Origin of the sequence: Enterobacter cloacae complex sp. P42RS (assembly GCF_014930595.1) — a bacterium.
GTDB classification, from domain to species: Bacteria; Pseudomonadota; Gammaproteobacteria; order Enterobacterales; family Enterobacteriaceae; genus Enterobacter; species Enterobacter bugandensis.
The window spans coordinates 137,584-153,016 of record NZ_JADBRK010000006.1 but is presented as its reverse complement, the minus strand read 5'-3'; the positions used below and the strand labels follow the sequence as shown (position 1 = coordinate 153,016).

Genomic DNA, 15,433 nt, shown 5'->3' with positions numbered 1-15,433 from the left:
CCGTCTGGCTACGGCGGCGACCAGCTTCTTCACGATTTGGGGGCGGGAAGCCAGGCTTCGGTAAAATCAAACCAGCCGCGGGTGTTGAGGCGTATGCCGTTGACTCCCGGCGGGGCGCTGATTTGATATTGATAGTTAAAAAGCGGCGTCAGCACCGCATTCTCCATCAGGCGGTTGAAAATGGCTTGCAGACCGGCGTGTCGGTCCCGAGCTTCGGCCTGAGACTGCACCGCATCCAGCGTGGCTTGCAGATGGGCGTAGGCCGGTGCGCTTAACACGTGCGGCCACAGGGCATCGCAGCGCAGCCACTGCTCAAGCGTATACGCTGGCGCTTCGCCAATCAGCCTGTCCCCCATCATGATGTCTGCATCGGCAAGCTGCTGGCATCCGTCCCACGTCTTGGCGTCGTGGAAGATGACGGTCAGGTCACAACCCTGTCGCGCCAGGTACGCCTTTAACTGGCTGGCCATGGTGTGAAGCTCAACGGGAAGATGGTAAACCAGCGTCAGCGCCTCAGGCAGGGCAACGTCCGTTAAGTCAGGCCATTCGGGGATTGTCCAGCCGGGAAGCAGTTCCTCGGTGGGCGTAATGAGTCCTTCGTTGAGCGGAAGCGTGTGCAGAAGCCTGGAGAGATGGATGATATTGATAAGCCGCTTCGCCTGGATCTCACTCAGACGCGCGCTCTGTTTCAGCGTGAGGTAACAGAAGCCCAGGCTGGTGCTGCTGCTGACCAGCCTCAGGGTTTCAAGCTCATCGGCCTCGCCAATCGCGATTTGCACCGGGTGACGACAGCTGGTGCCCAGCCTGTAATCAAACAGCTGGGGGGTGATCCAGTATTCGATGGCTTTGAGCAGCGGATGGCTCAGGTGGTATTGCTCATGGCTTTCCAGACGAACCAGGTCGGGCTCAAAGGCGGCCAGCCGGAAGGGGCCGCAGCCAAGTTCAGGATAGTCGGGATGCGCCAGACGGCTGCAGTAGGTTGCCAGCCTGTGCGCCAGCCAATAGTCCGGTTGATGCAGCATAAATGTCAGACACTGTGGATGCGTTGTTTCGAGACGTAAAACGCTCCTGAACAGGGTGCGCAGGGCGGGAAGCGTCAACAGTGCCGTCAGGCTTCGCTGGAGCTGCGCCGTTTCTATTTTATCGCCGTTATGCCAGTGCAGGGTGGAGCGAATGTAGAAATGCCAGCGCAGCCCGTCAGCAGAGACCTCCCAGTGATGCGCGAGATCGCCCGTGGGTTCACTGCTGTTACCGTTAAAACGCGTCAAGCCTGAAAATACCTGTCCCGCCAGATGCTGCTCCGCCCGGCCAGGCAAAAAGCCCGGCTGAAGCGGCTCCAGCGAGCGATAGTAGGGGATGCGCAGCGTCGGCGTGTCGTTTTGCCACTGTCCGCCTAAAAACGGATGCAACAACGATCTCAGTGCTTCAGGAGCAAGCTGGGCCAGCTCCAGCGCGTTATGCTGCTGCCCGCTCTTCAGCGCCTCTTCCATCATCGCATTGCGCAGTGACTCCGGGCTGGCATGGAACGTCAGCTCACCGCGCTTGCCGCGACCAGACCGCGCGTGCCAGCTGAGCCAGCCCGCCTCCTGAGCCTGACGCAGCAGGGTGCGGACATGCCGCTCGCTACAAAAACAGCGGCTGGCAAGCTCACTTATGGTGACCTGCTGTGGAGCGCCAGCGGAAGGTTGCCACAGGCGTTGATACTGGTTAAGACGGTTAAGCTGGCGCATAAGAAACCCGGAACAATAATTTTCATCTATTCACTATTACTTCCGTATATCTCACACGATACTGATGCACAAGTTAATCGCATCACATTTCAGGAGTAATCATGGCCCGCCTCGCTGCATTTGATATGGACGGTACGTTGTTAATGCCGGATCACCGTCTGGGGGAGAAAACGCTGAGTACCCTGAAGCGTCTGCGCGAGCGTGATGTCACCCTGACGTTTGCCACTGGCCGCCACGTGCTGGAGATGCGTCATCTGCTGGGCACGTTTTCCCTGGATGCGTTTTTAATCACGGGTAACGGAACGCGCATTCACACCGTTGAAGGAGAGGTGCTGCACCGCCAGGATCTCAACCCGGAAGTGGCGGATATTGTTCTGCACAGCACGTGGGACACGCAGGCCAGTATCCACGTATTCAACGATCAAGGCTGGTTTACCGGAAGCGAAATCCCCGAATTGTTGCACGCGCATGTTTATAGCGGCTTCAAATACCAGCTTATCGATCTGCGCCGGATCCCTGCCCACGCGGTGACCAAGATTTGCTTCTGTGGCGATCACGACGATCTTTGCCGCTTACGCATTCAATTAAATGAGGCGCTGGGCGACCGGGCGCACCTGACCTTCTCGGCGGTGGATTGTCTTGAAGTCCTGCCGGTGGGCTGTAACAAAGGTTCAGCCCTGGCGGTGCTCAGCGACCACCTGGGCTTAACGCTGCAGGAGTGTATGGCGTTTGGCGACGCCATGAATGACCGTGAAATGCTGGGCAGCGTGGGGCGCGGCCTGATTATGGGGAATGCGATGCCGCAACTGATCGCAGAGCTTCCTCATCTACCGGTTATCGGACACTGCGGCAACGAAGCGGTGTCCCATTTTTTGACGCATTGGCTGGACAACAACAACCTCCCATATTCCCCCGAATAGTGAGACCCTTCCAGCAAGCCAGACTTCGGTCTGGCTTTTTTTATTCCAGCAGCTGCGCAATCTGCGCTTTCCACGGGGTGATGTCGCCGATGTTGGCCTGTACCCACTCCGCATTGTAGTAGGTCTCAAGGTAGCGCTCGCCGCTGTCGCACAGCAGCGTGACGATGGAGCCGGTACGGCCTTCCTCGCGCATGCGTGCCGCAAGCTGCAGTGCGCCCCACATGTTGGTGCCCGTTGATGCGCCCACCTTGCGGCCGAGCTGCGTCTCCAGCCAGTGCGCGGTGGCGACGCTGGCGGCGTCCGGCACGCGGAGCATTTCGTCGACAACGTCAGGAATGAACGACGGTTCCACGCGCGGGCGGCCAATTCCTTCAATTTTACTGCCCACCGGACTGCGCAGGCCGGCATCGCGGCTTTGCCAGTAGTCGAGGAACACGGAGTTCTGGGGGTCAACCACCATCAACTGGGTATCGTAGCCCTGACAGCGAATGTAGCGTCCGATAGTGGCTGACGTGCCGCCCGTACCGGCGCTCATCACAATGTACGACGGAACCGGATGCGGTTCGTGGGTCATCTGGCGGAAAATACTGTCGGCAATGTTGTTATTGCCGCGCCAGTCCGTTGCGCGCTCGGCAAAGGTGAACTGGTCCATATAGTGGCCGTTTAGCTCGCGGGCGAGCATTTCAGAGGCAGCGTAGATTTCGCAGGCGCTTTCCACAAAATGGCAGCGTCCGCCGTAAAATTCGATCTGCTCGATTTTGCGTTTTGCGGTGCAGGAGGGCATCACGGCGATAAACGGCAGGCCCAGCAGACGAGCGAAATAGGCTTCAGACACCGCCGTTGAACCGGATGAGGATTCAATAATGGTCGTGCCTTCTTTGATCCAGCCGTTGCACAAACCGTATAAAAACAGAGAGCGCGCCAGGCGATGCTTCAGGCTACCGGTAGGATGGGTGCTTTCATCCTTCAGGTAGAGCTGAATACCGTCAAATCCCGGCAGGGGGAGGCGAATCAGGTGGGTATCCGCCGAGCGCTGGTAGTCGGCATTGATTTCGCTGATGGCATGTTTAACCCAGGTGCTATTCATCGTAGTTATCCGTTTGTCATTTTGTGCCCAGCATAGCGAAAAGCACAGAAAAAATTGTTGCTATCTGGCCTTTAAAATAGAATGAAGGGAGAAAAATTTTCTCTATGAGGTGGGTATGCTAGATAAAATTGACCGCAAGCTCCTTTCATTGCTGCAAAGTGACTGTACCCTCTCTTTGCAGGCGCTGGCAGATGCCGTTAATCTGACCACCACACCGTGCTGGAAGCGCCTAAAAAAGCTGGAAGATGACGGCATTCTTCTGGGGCGCGTCGCATTACTCGATCCCGAAAAACTGGGGCTTGGGCTGACGGCATTTGTGCTGATAAAAACCCAACACCACAGCAGCGAGTGGTATTGCCGCTTCGTCACTCAGGTGTCTGAGATGCCCGAGGTGCTCGGCTTCTGGCGTATGGCCGGCGAGTACGATTACCTGATGCGCGTCCAGGTGGCTGACATGAAGCGCTATGATGATTTCTACAAGCGGCTGGTGAACAGCGTCCCGGGCTTGTCGGACGTCACCTCAAGCTTCGCCATGGAACAGATTAAGTACACCACAGCCTTACCCATTGAATAACTTCGTAAAATACCTTCAGGAACAAACCGCGTGCGATTATTTGCCCAATTAAGCTGGTACTTTCGTCGGGAGTGGCAACGCTACCTCGGTGCAGTCGCCCTGCTTATTATCATTGCCATTTTGCAGCTGATCCCGCCGAAGGTGGTGGGCTACGTCGTGGATGGCGTCACTGAACAGCATTACACCACCGCACGGGTGTTGATGTGGGTCGGCACGCTGGTGCTGACGGCGGTCATTGTTTATCTCCTGCGCTACGTCTGGCGCGTGCTGCTGTTTGGTGCGTCCTATCAGCTGGCCGTTGAGCTGCGTGAAGATTTTTACCGCCAGCTGAGCCGACAGCATCCCGAATTTTATCTGCGTCATCGCACCGGGGATCTCATTGCCCGCGCGACGAACGACGTCGATCGCGTGGTCTTTGCCGCCGGGGAAGGGGTGCTGACGCTGGTGGATTCGCTGGTGATGGGCTGTGCGGTGCTGATCGTCATGTCCACGCAGATCAGCTGGCAATTAACCCTGCTCGCCCTGCTGCCGATGCCGATCATGGCGCTGGCGATCAATCGCTACGGCGAACAGCTGCACGAGCGCTTCAAGCTGGCGCAGGCGGCGTTTTCTTCTCTGAACGATCGCACCCAGGAGAGCATGACCAGCATCCGCATGATCAAAGCGTTTGGCCTGGAAGATCGGCAGTCCGCGCTGTTTGCGGCCGATGCGGCAGACACGGGGGCGAAAAACATGCGCGTCGCGCGTATTGATGCGCGATTTGATCCAACGATTTATGTCGCAATCGGCATGGCAAACCTGCTTGCGATTGGCGGCGGGAGCTGGATGGTGGTGCAGGGCACATTGACCCTGGGGCAATTGACCAGCTTTGCGATGTATCTGGGGCTGATGATCTGGCCGATGCTGGCGCTGGCCTGGATGTTTAATATCGTAGAGCGCGGCAGCGCCGCCTACAGCCGCATCCGCGCCATGCTGGCCGAAGCGCCGGTGGTCAATGACGGCAGCGAAGCGGTGCCGGAAGGGCGCGGCGTTATGAACGTCGACGTTCGCAAATTTGTCTATCCGCAAACGGAACATCCGGTGCTGGAGAACGTTAGCTTTACGCTGCGGCCGGGCCAGATGCTGGGCATCTGCGGCCCGACGGGGTCCGGAAAAAGTACCGTGCTCTCTCTGCTTCAGCGCCACTTTGACGTCACCGAGGGCGATATCCGTTTCCATGATATCCCCCTGGCGAACCTGCTGCTGGACGAGTGGCGTGGCCGTCTGGCGGTAGTCAGCCAGACGCCGTTTTTATTTTCGGACACCGTGGCGAATAACATTGCGCTTGGTCACCCGTCGGCGACGCAGGAAGAGATCGAACACGTGGCGCGCTTAGCCAGCGTACATGACGATATTTTGCGTCTGCCGCAGGGCTACGAAACGGAAGTCGGGGAACGTGGCGTCATGCTGTCCGGCGGGCAGAAACAGCGAATCTCGATTGCCCGCGCGCTGCTGCTGAATGCTGAAATCCTCATTCTGGATGATGCGCTCTCCGCTGTGGATGGTCGTACCGAGCATCAGATTCTGCACAACCTGCGCCAGTGGGGCGACGGACGCACGGTGATTATCAGCGCCCACCGTTTGTCAGCGCTCACCGAGGCCAGCGAAATTCTGGTCTTACAGCACGGACACATTGCCCAGCGCGGGCAGCATGAAACGCTTGCCGAGCAGCCGGGCTGGTATCGCGATATGTACCGCTATCAACAGCTTGAGGCGGCGCTGGACGATGCGCCGGAACAGGATCAGGAGGCCACCAATGCGTAAGCTCGGAACGATGTGGCCGACGCTCAAACGTCTGCTGGCCTACGGCGCGCCGTGGCGCAAACCGCTCTCCGTGGCCGTGCTTTTACTCTGGATAGCGGCGATTGCTGAGGTGAGCGGGCCGCTGCTCATCAGCTACTTCATCGACAATATGGTCGCAAAAAGCTACCTGCCGCTGGGGCTGGTGGCGGGCTTAGGTGTGGCCTACGTTGGGTTGCAGCTGGCGGCGGCAGGGCTGCATTATGCGCAGTCGCTGCTGTTTAACCGTGCCGCCGTGGGCGTGGTTCAGCAGCTGCGCACGGATGTAATGGACGCGGCGCTTCGCCAGCCGCTCAGCGAGTTTGATATCCAGCCGGTCGGGCAGGTGATTTCGCGCGTGACCAACGATACCGAAGTGATCCGCGACCTGTACGTCACCGTGGTCGCGACGGTGTTACGCAGCGCGGCGCTGATCGGCGCGATGCTGGTGGCGATGTTCAGCCTCGACTGGCGCATGGCGCTGGTGGCGATTACCATCTTCCCGGCGGTGCTGATCGTGATGATCATCTACCAGCGCTACAGCACGCCAATCGTGCGTCGGGTGCGCGCCTATCTGGCCGACATTAACGATGGCTTCAACGAAGTGATTAACGGCATGAGCGTCATCCAGCAGTTCCGCCAGCAGGCGCGCTTTGGCGAGCGGATGGGCGAAGCCAGCCGATCGCACTATATGGCGCGTATGCAGACGCTGCGCCTTGACGGCTTCCTGCTGCGTCCGCTGCTCAGCCTTTTCTCTGCGCTGGTGCTTTGCGGTTTACTGATGCTCTTTGGCCTGAGCTCAAGCGGTACGATTGAAGTGGGCGTGCTGTACGCTTTTATTAGCTATCTGGGGCGCCTTAACGAGCCGCTGATCGAGCTCACGACCCAGCAATCGATGCTGCAGCAGGCGGTCGTCGCCGGCGAGCGCGTGTTTGAGTTGATGGACAGGCCGCGCCAGGCCTACGGTCGTGACGAGCGACCTCTGCAAAGCGGCGCCATTGCCTTTGATAACGTCTCGTTTGCCTATCGCGAAGACCGGCTGGTGTTGCAGGACATTACGCTGGATGTCCCGTCGCGCGGTTTCGTGGCGCTGGTGGGACATACGGGAAGCGGCAAGAGCACGCTCGCCAGCCTGTTGATGGGCTACTACCCGGTCACGCAAGGCGAAATCCGCCTCGACGGACGCCCGCTCGCGTCTCTCAGCCACAACGTGTTGCGTAAAGGCGTCGCGATGGTGCAGCAGGATCCGGTCGTCCTGGCCGATACCTTCTACGCCAACGTGACCCTGGGGCGAGACTACTCTCAGGAGCAGGTATGGGAGGTGCTGGAAAAAGTGCAGCTGGCAGACCTTGCGCGCGGGTTTAGCGACGGGATTAATACCCGGCTGGGCGAGCAGGGAAACAACCTCTCCGTTGGGCAAAAGCAGCTTCTCGCGCTGGCGCGGGTGCTGATTGAAACCCCGCAGGTGCTGATTCTGGATGAAGCGACGGCCAGCATTGACTCCGGCACCGAGCAGGCCATCCAGCAGGCGCTGGCCGCGGTACGCGACCATACGACGCTGGTGGTGATTGCCCATCGCCTTTCCACCATTGTCGATGCCGATACCATTCTGGTGCTGCATCGCGGACAAGCCGTGGAGCGCGGGACGCACCGTGAATTGCTGGAAGCCAAAGGGCGCTACTGGCAGATGTATCAGCTTCAACTGGCGGGTGAAGAGCTCGCGGCCAGCGTGCGCGAGGAAGAGTCGCTCAGCGCCTGATGCACCAAAACAAAGCAACGCGCTAACAGTCATTCCTGTTGGTGCAATACTGAAACGCACCGTGCACCGACATGGTGCGTTTTTTTTCGCCGGTTCATTAAGGAAGACGGCATAACGCTCGTCGCACCGCTTTTCTCCCTCCATTTCATTTCTGGCACACCCCTTGCAATACCTTCTGCGTGAGCTGCGGCCATTACCGAATTCTGACTGGAGGGGATCTATGAAGCTGGTTACGGTGGTAATCAAACCATTCAAACTGGAAGACGTGCGTGAAGCATTGTCCTCAATGGGTATTCAGGGACTGACTGTCACCGAAGTGAAAGGCTTTGGTCGTCAGAAGGGTCATGCCGAGCTTTATCGCGGGGCGGAATACAGCGTTAACTTTCTGCCAAAAGTAAAAATTGATGTCGCGATTGCTGACGATCAGCTTGATGAAGTGATTGATGTGATTAGCAAAGCGGCCTACACCGGCAAAATTGGCGACGGCAAAATTTTCGTTGCCGAACTGCAGCGCGTCATTCGCATTCGTACCGGCGAATCTGACGAAGCGGCACTGTAAATAACGCCTGGCACACAGTGATAGGGATCGAGAAAATGAAGATAGCAACACTTAAAACGGGTCTGGGTTCGCTGGCACTGCTGCCGGGCCTGGCGCTGGCTGCTCCTGCCGTGGCAGACAAAGCCGATAACGCCTTTATGATGATCAGCACCGCGCTGGTGCTGTTCATGTCTATCCCGGGCATTGCGCTGTTCTACGGCGGCCTGATCCGCGGCAAAAACGTTCTCTCCATGCTGACGCAGGTTGCCGTGACGTTCGCGCTGGTCTGCGTGCTGTGGGTGGTTTACGGTTACTCGCTGGCCTTCGGTACCGGCAACGCCTTCTTTGGTAACTTCGACTGGGTAATGCTGAAAAATATTGAACTGACCGCGCTGATGGGCAGCTTCTACCAGTACATCCACGTCGCGTTCCAGGGCTCGTTCGCCTGCATTACCGTCGGGCTGATTGTGGGCGCGCTGGCGGAGCGCATCCGTTTCTCTGCCGTTCTGATCTTCGTGGTGGTCTGGCTGACCCTCTCCTATGTGCCGATTGCGCACATGGTCTGGGGCGGTGGTCTGCTGGCAACGCACGGCGCGCTAGACTTTGCGGGCGGTACCGTTGTACATATCAACGCCGCGGTAGCGGGTCTGGTGGGCGCATACCTGATTGGCAAACGCGTGGGCTTCGGTAAAGAGGCGTTCAAACCGCATAACCTGCCGATGGTGTTTACCGGTACGGCTATCCTCTACTTTGGCTGGTTCGGCTTCAACGCCGGCTCCGCAAGTGCCGCAAACGAAATCGCCGCGCTGGCCTTCGTGAACACCGTTGTGGCGACGGCGGGTGCAATTCTCTCCTGGGTATTCGGCGAGTGGGCGGTACGCGGTAAACCTTCCCTGCTGGGTGCCTGTTCAGGGGCGATTGCCGGTCTGGTCGGTATCACCCCGGCGTGTGGCTATGTGGGTGTCGGTGGTGCGCTGCTGGTGGGACTGGTCGCGGGTCTGGCAGGTCTGTGGGGCGTCACCGCACTGAAACGCGTGCTGCGCGTGGATGACCCTTGCGATGTGTTCGGCGTCCACGGCGTGTGCGGCATCGTCGGCTGTATCATGACCGGCATCTTCGCCGCGAAATCACTGGGTGGCGTGGGCTACGCAGAAGGTGTCACCATGGTTCATCAGGTGCTGGTGCAGCTGGAAAGTATCGCTATCACCGTGGTGTGGTCTGCTGTTGTCGCCTTCATTGGCTATAAGCTGGCGGATATGACCGTTGGGCTGCGCGTACCGGAAGAGCAGGAGCGCGAAGGTCTGGACGTCAACAGCCACGGCGAGAATGCGTATAACGCCTAATAAAAGCAAAACGGCAACTTCGGTTGTAATGCCAGTCAGTTAAGCAACTGACTGGCTTTTTTTCGGGGCTGTGGAGTATCTCCAGGGCCTTTCCTTTACCACCCTCGGGAAGGCCCTTTCCCTTCTTGTCGGCAACTTTACCCGTTGCGCCATGCTTTCAAGATCACGCATCAGCTCCGGGATACGCCCTGGTGAAGCGCCCTGCAGCGTCATCAGCATTCTCATGACCATGCCGCATGATTCTGAGAAGCTCAGCTGATTCGGCCAGTATCCTTTCAGATGGCCCGCCATTTTAATCATCTGATATCGCACCAGATTATACGCCAGTAACACGCCCCATAACTCCTGCTCCACAAGCTCCGGCTTTTTACTCCTCAGCGTCAGCCTGCTCAGTTGCATCGTTTGTTTTATCTCCCTGTACCCCAGCTCTATTTCCCAGCGATGGCTGTACAGGTCTGCCATTTCTCCTCCGGGATAGCGCATGGCGTCCGTCATCGACGTCAGCAGATGGCTGGTCAGTTCCATCTGGCAGACCATTTTTACCTGCGGGTAGAGTGCCGGGTTTCCGCCATGCGTCTGGCGGGGAAAGGCGCTATCGTTTTCCGGCGTATCCGGTGTGCGCCAGAACACGCCATCGATGGCCAGCAGTGTCAGGCCGCACCAGTGCGGATGCGGTGTGGCGTTATGCCAGAGCTGCGCTGTTTGCGTGAACACGCGGCGGACGGCTTCGCTTCCCAGCCGCTGACGGGCCTGGATCACGGCACTGGGGGCAACGAACGCACGGTTGCCGGGTAACATGATATCCAGCCGGTTAACTATCTGATGAAGCGGCTCCTTACGCTCAAGGGCCATACCGATAATGCACCAGACCATCATTTCCAGAGGAAGGCGCCGTTTGCGTAACGTGACGGTGCCGGATTCTTCAAGGCAGCGGGAAATCAGTTCCGGGTCAAGATAGTCGCCCAGAGAAGTCAGAGGGTTACGCAGAGAATCGTAACGTGATACCAGCTCAAGAGCCTGTCCAATGTGCATAAAAAAGGTAAACATTTCCGGATTCTTACACAGCCACTGGATCGGTCAACCGATCCTTAACTGATCGGCATTACAACTTCGGTTGCCGTTTTTAATGTTTATTCCCTCTCCCATGGGAGAGGGTCAGGGTGAGGGCATCAGGCCGCACACCATCACCCGCGATTACGCATTACCCCTTCCTGCACCGTAGAAGCGACCAGCACGCCGTCCTGGGTGTAAAACTCTCCACGCACAAAACCGCGAGCGCTCGACGCTGACGTACTCTCCACGCTGTAAAGTAGCCACTCATTCATATTGAACGGACGGTGGAACCACATGGAGTGATCGATGGTTGCGACCTGCATCCCTTTTTCAAGGAAACCAACGCCGTGCGGCTGTAGCGCAACCGGCAGAAAGTTAAAGTCAGACGCGTAGCCCAGCAGATACTGATGCACGCGGAAATCTTCCGGCACGGTGCCATTGGCGCGGATCCAGACCTGACGTTTCGGCTCGGCGGTGTGGCCTTTCATGGGGTTGTGGAACTCAACCGGGCGGATCTCCAGCGGTTTATCGCAGAGAAACTTCTCTTTGACCTGCGGCGGAAGCAGATGCGCCAGCGCGCGGGCGATATCGGTCTCTGATTTGAGTTCGTCCGGCGACGGTGCTGGCGGCATCACTTTCTGATGTTCATACCCCGGTTCCGGTGCCTGGAAAGAGGCGGTCATATAAAAGATAGGCTTACCGTTCTGAACGGCCGCCACGCGGCGTGCGCTGAAGCTGTTACCGTCTCTCAGGACTTCAACGTCATACACGATCGGTTTTGCGCTGTCGCCAGGGCGTAAGAAATAGCTGTGGAATGAGTGTACCAGACGGTCTGCAGGGACGGTCTCCTTTGCAGCGTACAGCGCTTGTCCAACGACCTGGCCGCCGAAAACCTGACGTAAGCCGAGGTCTTCGCTCTGCCCGCGATAGAGTCCTTCCTCAATTTTTTCCAGATTCAGTAATGTCAGCAGATTGTTCAGTGCCTGACTCATAATTATCCTCAATAAACGCCGTAGCGAAAGATAGGCAGAGTATAACGCAGAAATGAAAGTGGTCCGATGGGTAGAATAATCTGAATGTCGGCACGTTTTTAGGCATTAATCGGTGATCTGTGCCACACTTAAAAACGTTATGTGATTGAAACGACATCGGATGGGATCGATCCCGCTGGTGCATTGATGATAAGGAGACTTCAATGAAACTCGTGCCCATGCTAAGTGGTGTAGCTATTGCGGTGGCGTTGTCCGCCTGTGCCGGTAAGAGCGCCCAGGTGCCGGTACCAGCTGCAGATCCGAACGGGATTAATACCCTTTCACAGCAATCCATTCAGCAGCCTAACGTTTCCGGTACAATCTGGATTAAACAGAGAGTCGCTCTGCCGCCGGATGCGGTATTAACGGTCACGCTGTCTGATGCTTCCCTGGCGGACGCGCCGTCGAAGGTGCTGGCTCAGCGCGCGGTCCGTACTGAAGGTAAGCAGGCTCCGTTTAGCTTCGTGTTGCCGTATAACCCATCAGACGTGCAGCCAAATGCCCGTATTCTGCTGAGCGCAGCAGTAACCATTAACGGCAAGCTGGTCTTTATCACCGATACGGTCCAGGAAGCGATTAACCACGGTGGAACCAAAATCGACCTGAATCTGGTGCCGGTGCAGCAAACCGAAGTCCCGGTTGCTCCACAGACCAATCAGCCGTCCCTGCCAACCCCACCGACCCAGATGTAACTGTTGCTCTTACCCTCTCCTTCGGGGGAGGGTTTAGTACACCCAGCGGTATTTCTGCAAATCAATCTGTCCTGCGCCCGACACCTGCACACCCTCTGAAAGCAATGCCTGACGCTGACGCTGGAGATCCGGCCCGGTCAGCGAGATAGCGCCATGACGGTTTACCACCCGATGCCAGGGCAGCGTACTGCCTTCCGGCAGCCGCTTCAGGACGCCACCGACCTGTCGCGCCGCGCGTGGAGAGCCTGCCAGCCTTGCCACATCACCGTAGGTGGTGACATAGCCTTCCGGAATCGAGGCCACGATTTGCCATACGCGCTGGGGAAAGGAGTCGTTTTCGTCCATACCTTCACCTGTGGGGATGTTTGGACCGTCATGGTAAACGAAGATCGCCCTGATTGCTGCGCCTGTTTGCGCAAGAAACCAGCATCCGGTTCCTGGTCGCTTGCAATTGGCTCTTCGCACAGGGATAATGCGCCAGCGCGTTGGTTATCAACGCTCTCAATGGGGGCTCTGTTGGTTCTCCCGCAACGCTACTCTGTTCACCAGGTCAGGTCCGGAAGGAAGCAGCCAGGGCAGACGACGTGGGTGCCGGGATGTAGCTGGCAGGGCCCCCACCCATTTGTGGCCTCATCCATCTTTCCTGTTCCCATCTCTTTTTAGACTTTATTCCACAATAATATAATGCCTATACCGTGTAATATATATTTCATTGCTCTGAAATATTACTGTCATAAACCTGTAATAATAGACTGGCATTTTATAATTGGACGTCTATTTTCGTCAAAATTCAAAAAAATATAGATCTGGATAACAGTGATAACTTCGTGTATTAAATAAAGTACTTATTCCGAAGGGAAGTGACAAACATGGCTACTGCAGTTTTAAATGTTAAAATTGACGAAGCGCTAAAAGAAAGACTCCGCCACTATGCGGAAGTAAATAACGAAAATTTAAGCGTGACCACAGAGAAACTGCTGCTGCTGGCGTTTGAAGCAGTAGAAGAGGCGGGAGTATCGGAAGAGGATATTGATAATCAGCATACGGAAGAAGAGAGTGTTTCTCCTTTTACTCCTAAAGAAATCAAGGCTCTACGTAAACTTCTGAAGAAGAGAAAATGAAACAACAACTGTCAACTGCCAGTGACTACAACGAGGCCTGCGCTCTGTTGCGTTCAGGCTACGTGAAGCATGTACGTCTTGGCTGGAATGTTGGAAGCGATGAGTTCTTTCGTATTGCGTCTGACTGGTGTGATACCGGTGCAAAAATAAAGAAAGACGGTGATAATTTCGTTATTTCCCTGAAAGGTTTCCCCATTCCTCCTCAGCACTAAATCCTGACCAGTGAAAACTGCTGACTGCATATATTACAGTCAGCAGTTTTTATTTTATGATCCAGTTCAAAATTTTAATATTAAACCAGGCGGCGTTTGACTACTGGCGTATTTGAATTTAGCGCGAGCCATAACGGTTTAATCCGCAGCAATGCCGCTTCCAGCTCCGCTGGCTCCAGCGAAAAGGGCATACGTAAAAAGCGGTCAAACGCCCCCGATAAGCCAAACCGCGTCCCGGTTCCCAGGTTAATCCCGATGATTTCTGCTCGTGCGGCAAGCTGTGTCGCCAGCATGCCAGGAAGTTCGATCCAGTAAGAGAGTCCGCCCTCCGCCTCATGAAACTTCCACTCCGGGAAATGTTCTCGCAGCAGGTTACTGCATCGATCGCGCCGTTCCGCCAGCATCTTGCGGCGAGCGGGCAGAAAACGCTCGCTATTGTCGATAAGCCACAGCGTTGCCAGCTGCTCTAGCAGCGGCGAGCCTAAATCCAGCGTATCGCGCGTCTGGGCGAGCGTGGCGATAGTCCGCGAGGAGGCGCGGATCCAGCCGAGACGCAGCCCGCCCCAGAAGCTTTTTCCGGCAGAGCCTAGCGTAATCACGCTGGCCTGCGGGTTAAACGATGCCAGCGGTGGCGGCGGTGGCGAATCAAACCAGAGATCGACCATCGTTTCATCCACGACCAGCGCCGTGCGGGTCTGGGCTGCTATATCAGCGATTGCCTGACGGGTGGCGATATCCATGCATCGACCGGTTGGGTTGTGAAAATCGGGCATCAGATAGGCCAGGCGCGGCGCGGTCTGGGCAAGCGTAGCCGCAAAGCCATCCGTATCCCAGCCCGTTTCCGGTAACGACACTCCTACTGGCCGACACTGTGCTCCCTGAATAGCGGCAATCGCCAGCGGATAGGTGGGGTGATCGACCACGACGCGATCCCCCGGTCCGGCCATCATCCGCAGCACCAGCGCGAACCCGCTGACGGCACCGTTGACCACCATCACCTCGTCTGCCCGGGTTGGAAGACCTCGCGCGGTATAGCGTGCAGCGATGGCCTCCCGTAGCGCCGGCAGCCCAAGCTGCTCGTAGCCCGTCAGCGAGAGGTGTTGAGTAATAGCCGTAAGTGCATGGGTGTAAGCCTGGTGGATCTCCGGCCCGGCGCTGAGGGCGGCAGTGGAAAGATCCAGGGCGACGCTCGCTGCGGAAAGGGTGGGAACGGCGCGTGCATCCGGGAGGATGACGCGCGACCCGCTGCCGTGGCGGCTTTCAAGATAACCCTCTTCACGCAGGTGGGCGAGGGCGCTGCTGACGGTGGTTCGGCTGACGTTCAGCGCCGTCGCCAGCTCACGCTCACCCGGCAGGCGCGTATGCAGTGCCAGCCGACCATCAAGGATTAATAAGCGCAGCGCGTCGGCCAGCTGGCGCCAGAGCGGAGTGCGGGATGAAGTTGGCTGCCAGTGCCCTAAAAGGCGTACCAAAGACTGGCTTCCGAAGCGGCGTGATGACATAAGCAGTCCACTATTTAAAAACTGGACATTAATCTTAGTGCCATTTTAGGTCA

The 15,433-nt window shown here is 57.1% G+C and carries 14 protein-coding genes, 1 other RNA gene and 1 pseudogene; 10 read left to right on the top strand and 6 right to left on the bottom strand.

The features are described from left to right. Positions 1-29: 29 nt before the first annotated feature. Entirely contained in the window at positions 30-1,730 is a 1,701-nt protein-coding gene (locus IM314_RS10730; RefSeq protein WP_193358879.1) for an SgrR family transcriptional regulator, read from the bottom strand. A gap of 101 nt (positions 1,731-1,831) precedes the next feature. Between IM314_RS10730 and cof the strand changes: the two genes are divergently transcribed. After that, positions 1,832-2,650 (top strand): HMP-PP phosphatase, encoded by an 819-nt coding sequence (cof, locus tag IM314_RS10725; RefSeq protein WP_028012168.1) that lies wholly within the window; start codon positions 1,832-1,834, stop codon positions 2,648-2,650. Between the two features lie 40 nt (positions 2,651-2,690). Here cof and IM314_RS10720 read toward each other — a convergent pair whose 3' ends face one another. Further along, positions 2,691-3,737, bottom strand: a complete 1,047-nt coding sequence (locus tag IM314_RS10720) for a PLP-dependent cysteine synthase family protein (protein WP_041911077.1) — start codon at positions 3,735-3,737, stop codon at positions 2,691-2,693. 115 nt (positions 3,738-3,852) lie between these two features. Here IM314_RS10720 and IM314_RS10715 point away from each other — a divergent pair, with 115 nt between their 5' ends. The 5 genes from IM314_RS10715 (at position 3,853) to amtB (ending at position 9,769) form a co-directional block, all read left to right on the top strand. Continuing rightward, on the top strand, positions 3,853-4,311 hold the full coding sequence (locus tag IM314_RS10715; RefSeq protein WP_008503307.1) for an Lrp/AsnC family transcriptional regulator: 459 nt from the start codon (positions 3,853-3,855) through the stop codon (positions 4,309-4,311). A 30-nt stretch (positions 4,312-4,341) separates the two neighbouring features. Next, the gene (locus IM314_RS10710) at positions 4,342-6,114 is read left to right on the top strand and encodes a SmdA family multidrug ABC transporter permease/ATP-binding protein (protein ID WP_045259904.1); all 1,773 of its coding nucleotides are present in this window, start codon (positions 4,342-4,344) and stop codon (positions 6,112-6,114) included. Then, positions 6,107-7,888 carry a SmdB family multidrug efflux ABC transporter permease/ATP-binding protein gene (locus tag IM314_RS10705; protein WP_045631410.1) on the top strand — a complete coding sequence of 594 codons (1,782 nt, stop codon included), beginning with the start codon at positions 6,107-6,109 and terminating at the stop codon, positions 7,886-7,888. Before IM314_RS10710 ends, IM314_RS10705 begins: the two co-directional genes overlap by 8 nt. Positions 7,889-8,108: 220 nt before the next feature. Next, complete coding sequence (gene glnK / locus IM314_RS10700; RefSeq protein ID WP_008503304.1) at positions 8,109-8,447, top strand: P-II family nitrogen regulator; 339 nt, start codon at positions 8,109-8,111, stop codon at positions 8,445-8,447. Positions 8,448-8,482: 35 nt separating this feature from the next. After that, positions 8,483-9,769: an ammonium transporter AmtB gene (gene amtB, locus IM314_RS10695; protein ID WP_014882787.1), complete on the top strand. Its 1,287-nt coding sequence runs from the start codon at positions 8,483-8,485 to the stop codon at positions 9,767-9,769. A gap of 39 nt (positions 9,770-9,808) precedes the next feature. On the opposite strand, the gene IM314_RS10690 is transcribed toward amtB, so the two are convergent. Together IM314_RS10690 and tesB are read right to left on the bottom strand one after the other, a co-directional pair. Continuing rightward, positions 9,809-10,801 carry an IS4 family transposase gene (locus IM314_RS10690; RefSeq protein ID WP_370529581.1) on the bottom strand — a complete coding sequence of 331 codons (993 nt, stop codon included), beginning with the start codon at positions 10,799-10,801 and terminating at the stop codon, positions 9,809-9,811. A 152-nt stretch (positions 10,802-10,953) separates the two neighbouring features. After that, entirely contained in the window at positions 10,954-11,814 is an 861-nt protein-coding gene (gene tesB / locus IM314_RS10685) for an acyl-CoA thioesterase II (RefSeq protein WP_028012172.1), read from the bottom strand. 203 nt (positions 11,815-12,017) lie between these two features. Between tesB and IM314_RS10680 the strand changes: the two genes are divergently transcribed. Continuing rightward, the gene (locus IM314_RS10680) at positions 12,018-12,545 is read left to right on the top strand and encodes a YbaY family lipoprotein (protein WP_028012173.1); all 528 of its coding nucleotides are present in this window, start codon (positions 12,018-12,020) and stop codon (positions 12,543-12,545) included. Positions 12,546-12,578: 33 nt separating this feature from the next. Here the strand turns inward: IM314_RS10680 and IM314_RS10675 are convergent. Next, positions 12,579-12,975: pseudogene (locus IM314_RS10675) on the bottom strand (MGMT family protein). 84 nt (positions 12,976-13,059) lie between these two features. On the opposite strand from IM314_RS10675, the gene ffs reads away from it, so the two are divergent. The 3 genes from ffs to IM314_RS10660 all read left to right on the top strand — a co-directional run bounded on the left by ffs (position 13,060) and on the right by IM314_RS10660 (position 13,878). Further along, an RNA gene (gene ffs, locus IM314_RS10670) (signal recognition particle sRNA small type) lies at positions 13,060-13,156 on the top strand. A gap of 258 nt (positions 13,157-13,414) precedes the next feature. Next, the gene (locus IM314_RS10665) at positions 13,415-13,666 is read left to right on the top strand and encodes a hypothetical protein (RefSeq protein WP_006176926.1); all 252 of its coding nucleotides are present in this window, start codon (positions 13,415-13,417) and stop codon (positions 13,664-13,666) included. Beyond that, positions 13,663-13,878: a hypothetical protein gene (locus IM314_RS10660; RefSeq protein WP_028012176.1), complete on the top strand. Its 216-nt coding sequence runs from the start codon at positions 13,663-13,665 to the stop codon at positions 13,876-13,878. The genes IM314_RS10665 and IM314_RS10660 overlap by 4 nt, the downstream gene beginning before the upstream one ends. Before the next feature lie 80 nt (positions 13,879-13,958). Here IM314_RS10660 and IM314_RS10655 read toward each other — a convergent pair whose 3' ends face one another. After that, complete coding sequence (locus IM314_RS10655; protein WP_193358881.1) at positions 13,959-15,380, bottom strand: PLP-dependent aminotransferase family protein; 1,422 nt, start codon at positions 15,378-15,380, stop codon at positions 13,959-13,961. Positions 15,381-15,433 lie beyond the last annotated feature (53 nt).

Excerpts from the sequence above, each read along its gene's own strand:
- IM314_RS10730 (WP_193358879.1), bottom strand. The coding sequence starts at position 1,730 with ATGCGCCAGCTTAACCGTCTTAACCAGTATCAACGCCTGTGGCAACCT.
- cof (WP_028012168.1), top strand. The coding sequence starts at position 1,832 with ATGGCCCGCCTCGCTGCATTTGATATGGACGGTACGTTGTTAATGCCG.
- IM314_RS10720 (WP_041911077.1), bottom strand. The coding sequence starts at position 3,737 with ATGAATAGCACCTGGGTTAAACATGCCATCAGCGAAATCAATGCCGAC.
- IM314_RS10715 (WP_008503307.1), top strand. The coding sequence starts at position 3,853 with ATGCTAGATAAAATTGACCGCAAGCTCCTTTCATTGCTGCAAAGTGAC.
- IM314_RS10705 (WP_045631410.1), top strand. The coding sequence starts at position 6,107 with ATGCGTAAGCTCGGAACGATGTGGCCGACGCTCAAACGTCTGCTGGCC.
- glnK (WP_008503304.1), top strand. The coding sequence starts at position 8,109 with ATGAAGCTGGTTACGGTGGTAATCAAACCATTCAAACTGGAAGACGTG.
- amtB (WP_014882787.1), top strand. The coding sequence starts at position 8,483 with ATGAAGATAGCAACACTTAAAACGGGTCTGGGTTCGCTGGCACTGCTG.
- IM314_RS10690 (WP_370529581.1), bottom strand. The coding sequence starts at position 10,801 with ATGCACATTGGACAGGCTCTTGAGCTGGTATCACGTTACGATTCTCTG.
- tesB (WP_028012172.1), bottom strand. The coding sequence starts at position 11,814 with ATGAGTCAGGCACTGAACAATCTGCTGACATTACTGAATCTGGAAAAA.
- IM314_RS10680 (WP_028012173.1), top strand. The coding sequence starts at position 12,018 with ATGAAACTCGTGCCCATGCTAAGTGGTGTAGCTATTGCGGTGGCGTTG.
- IM314_RS10665 (WP_006176926.1), top strand. The coding sequence starts at position 13,415 with ATGGCTACTGCAGTTTTAAATGTTAAAATTGACGAAGCGCTAAAAGAA.
- IM314_RS10660 (WP_028012176.1), top strand. The coding sequence starts at position 13,663 with ATGAAACAACAACTGTCAACTGCCAGTGACTACAACGAGGCCTGCGCT.
- IM314_RS10655 (WP_193358881.1), bottom strand. The coding sequence starts at position 15,380 with ATGTCATCACGCCGCTTCGGAAGCCAGTCTTTGGTACGCCTTTTAGGG.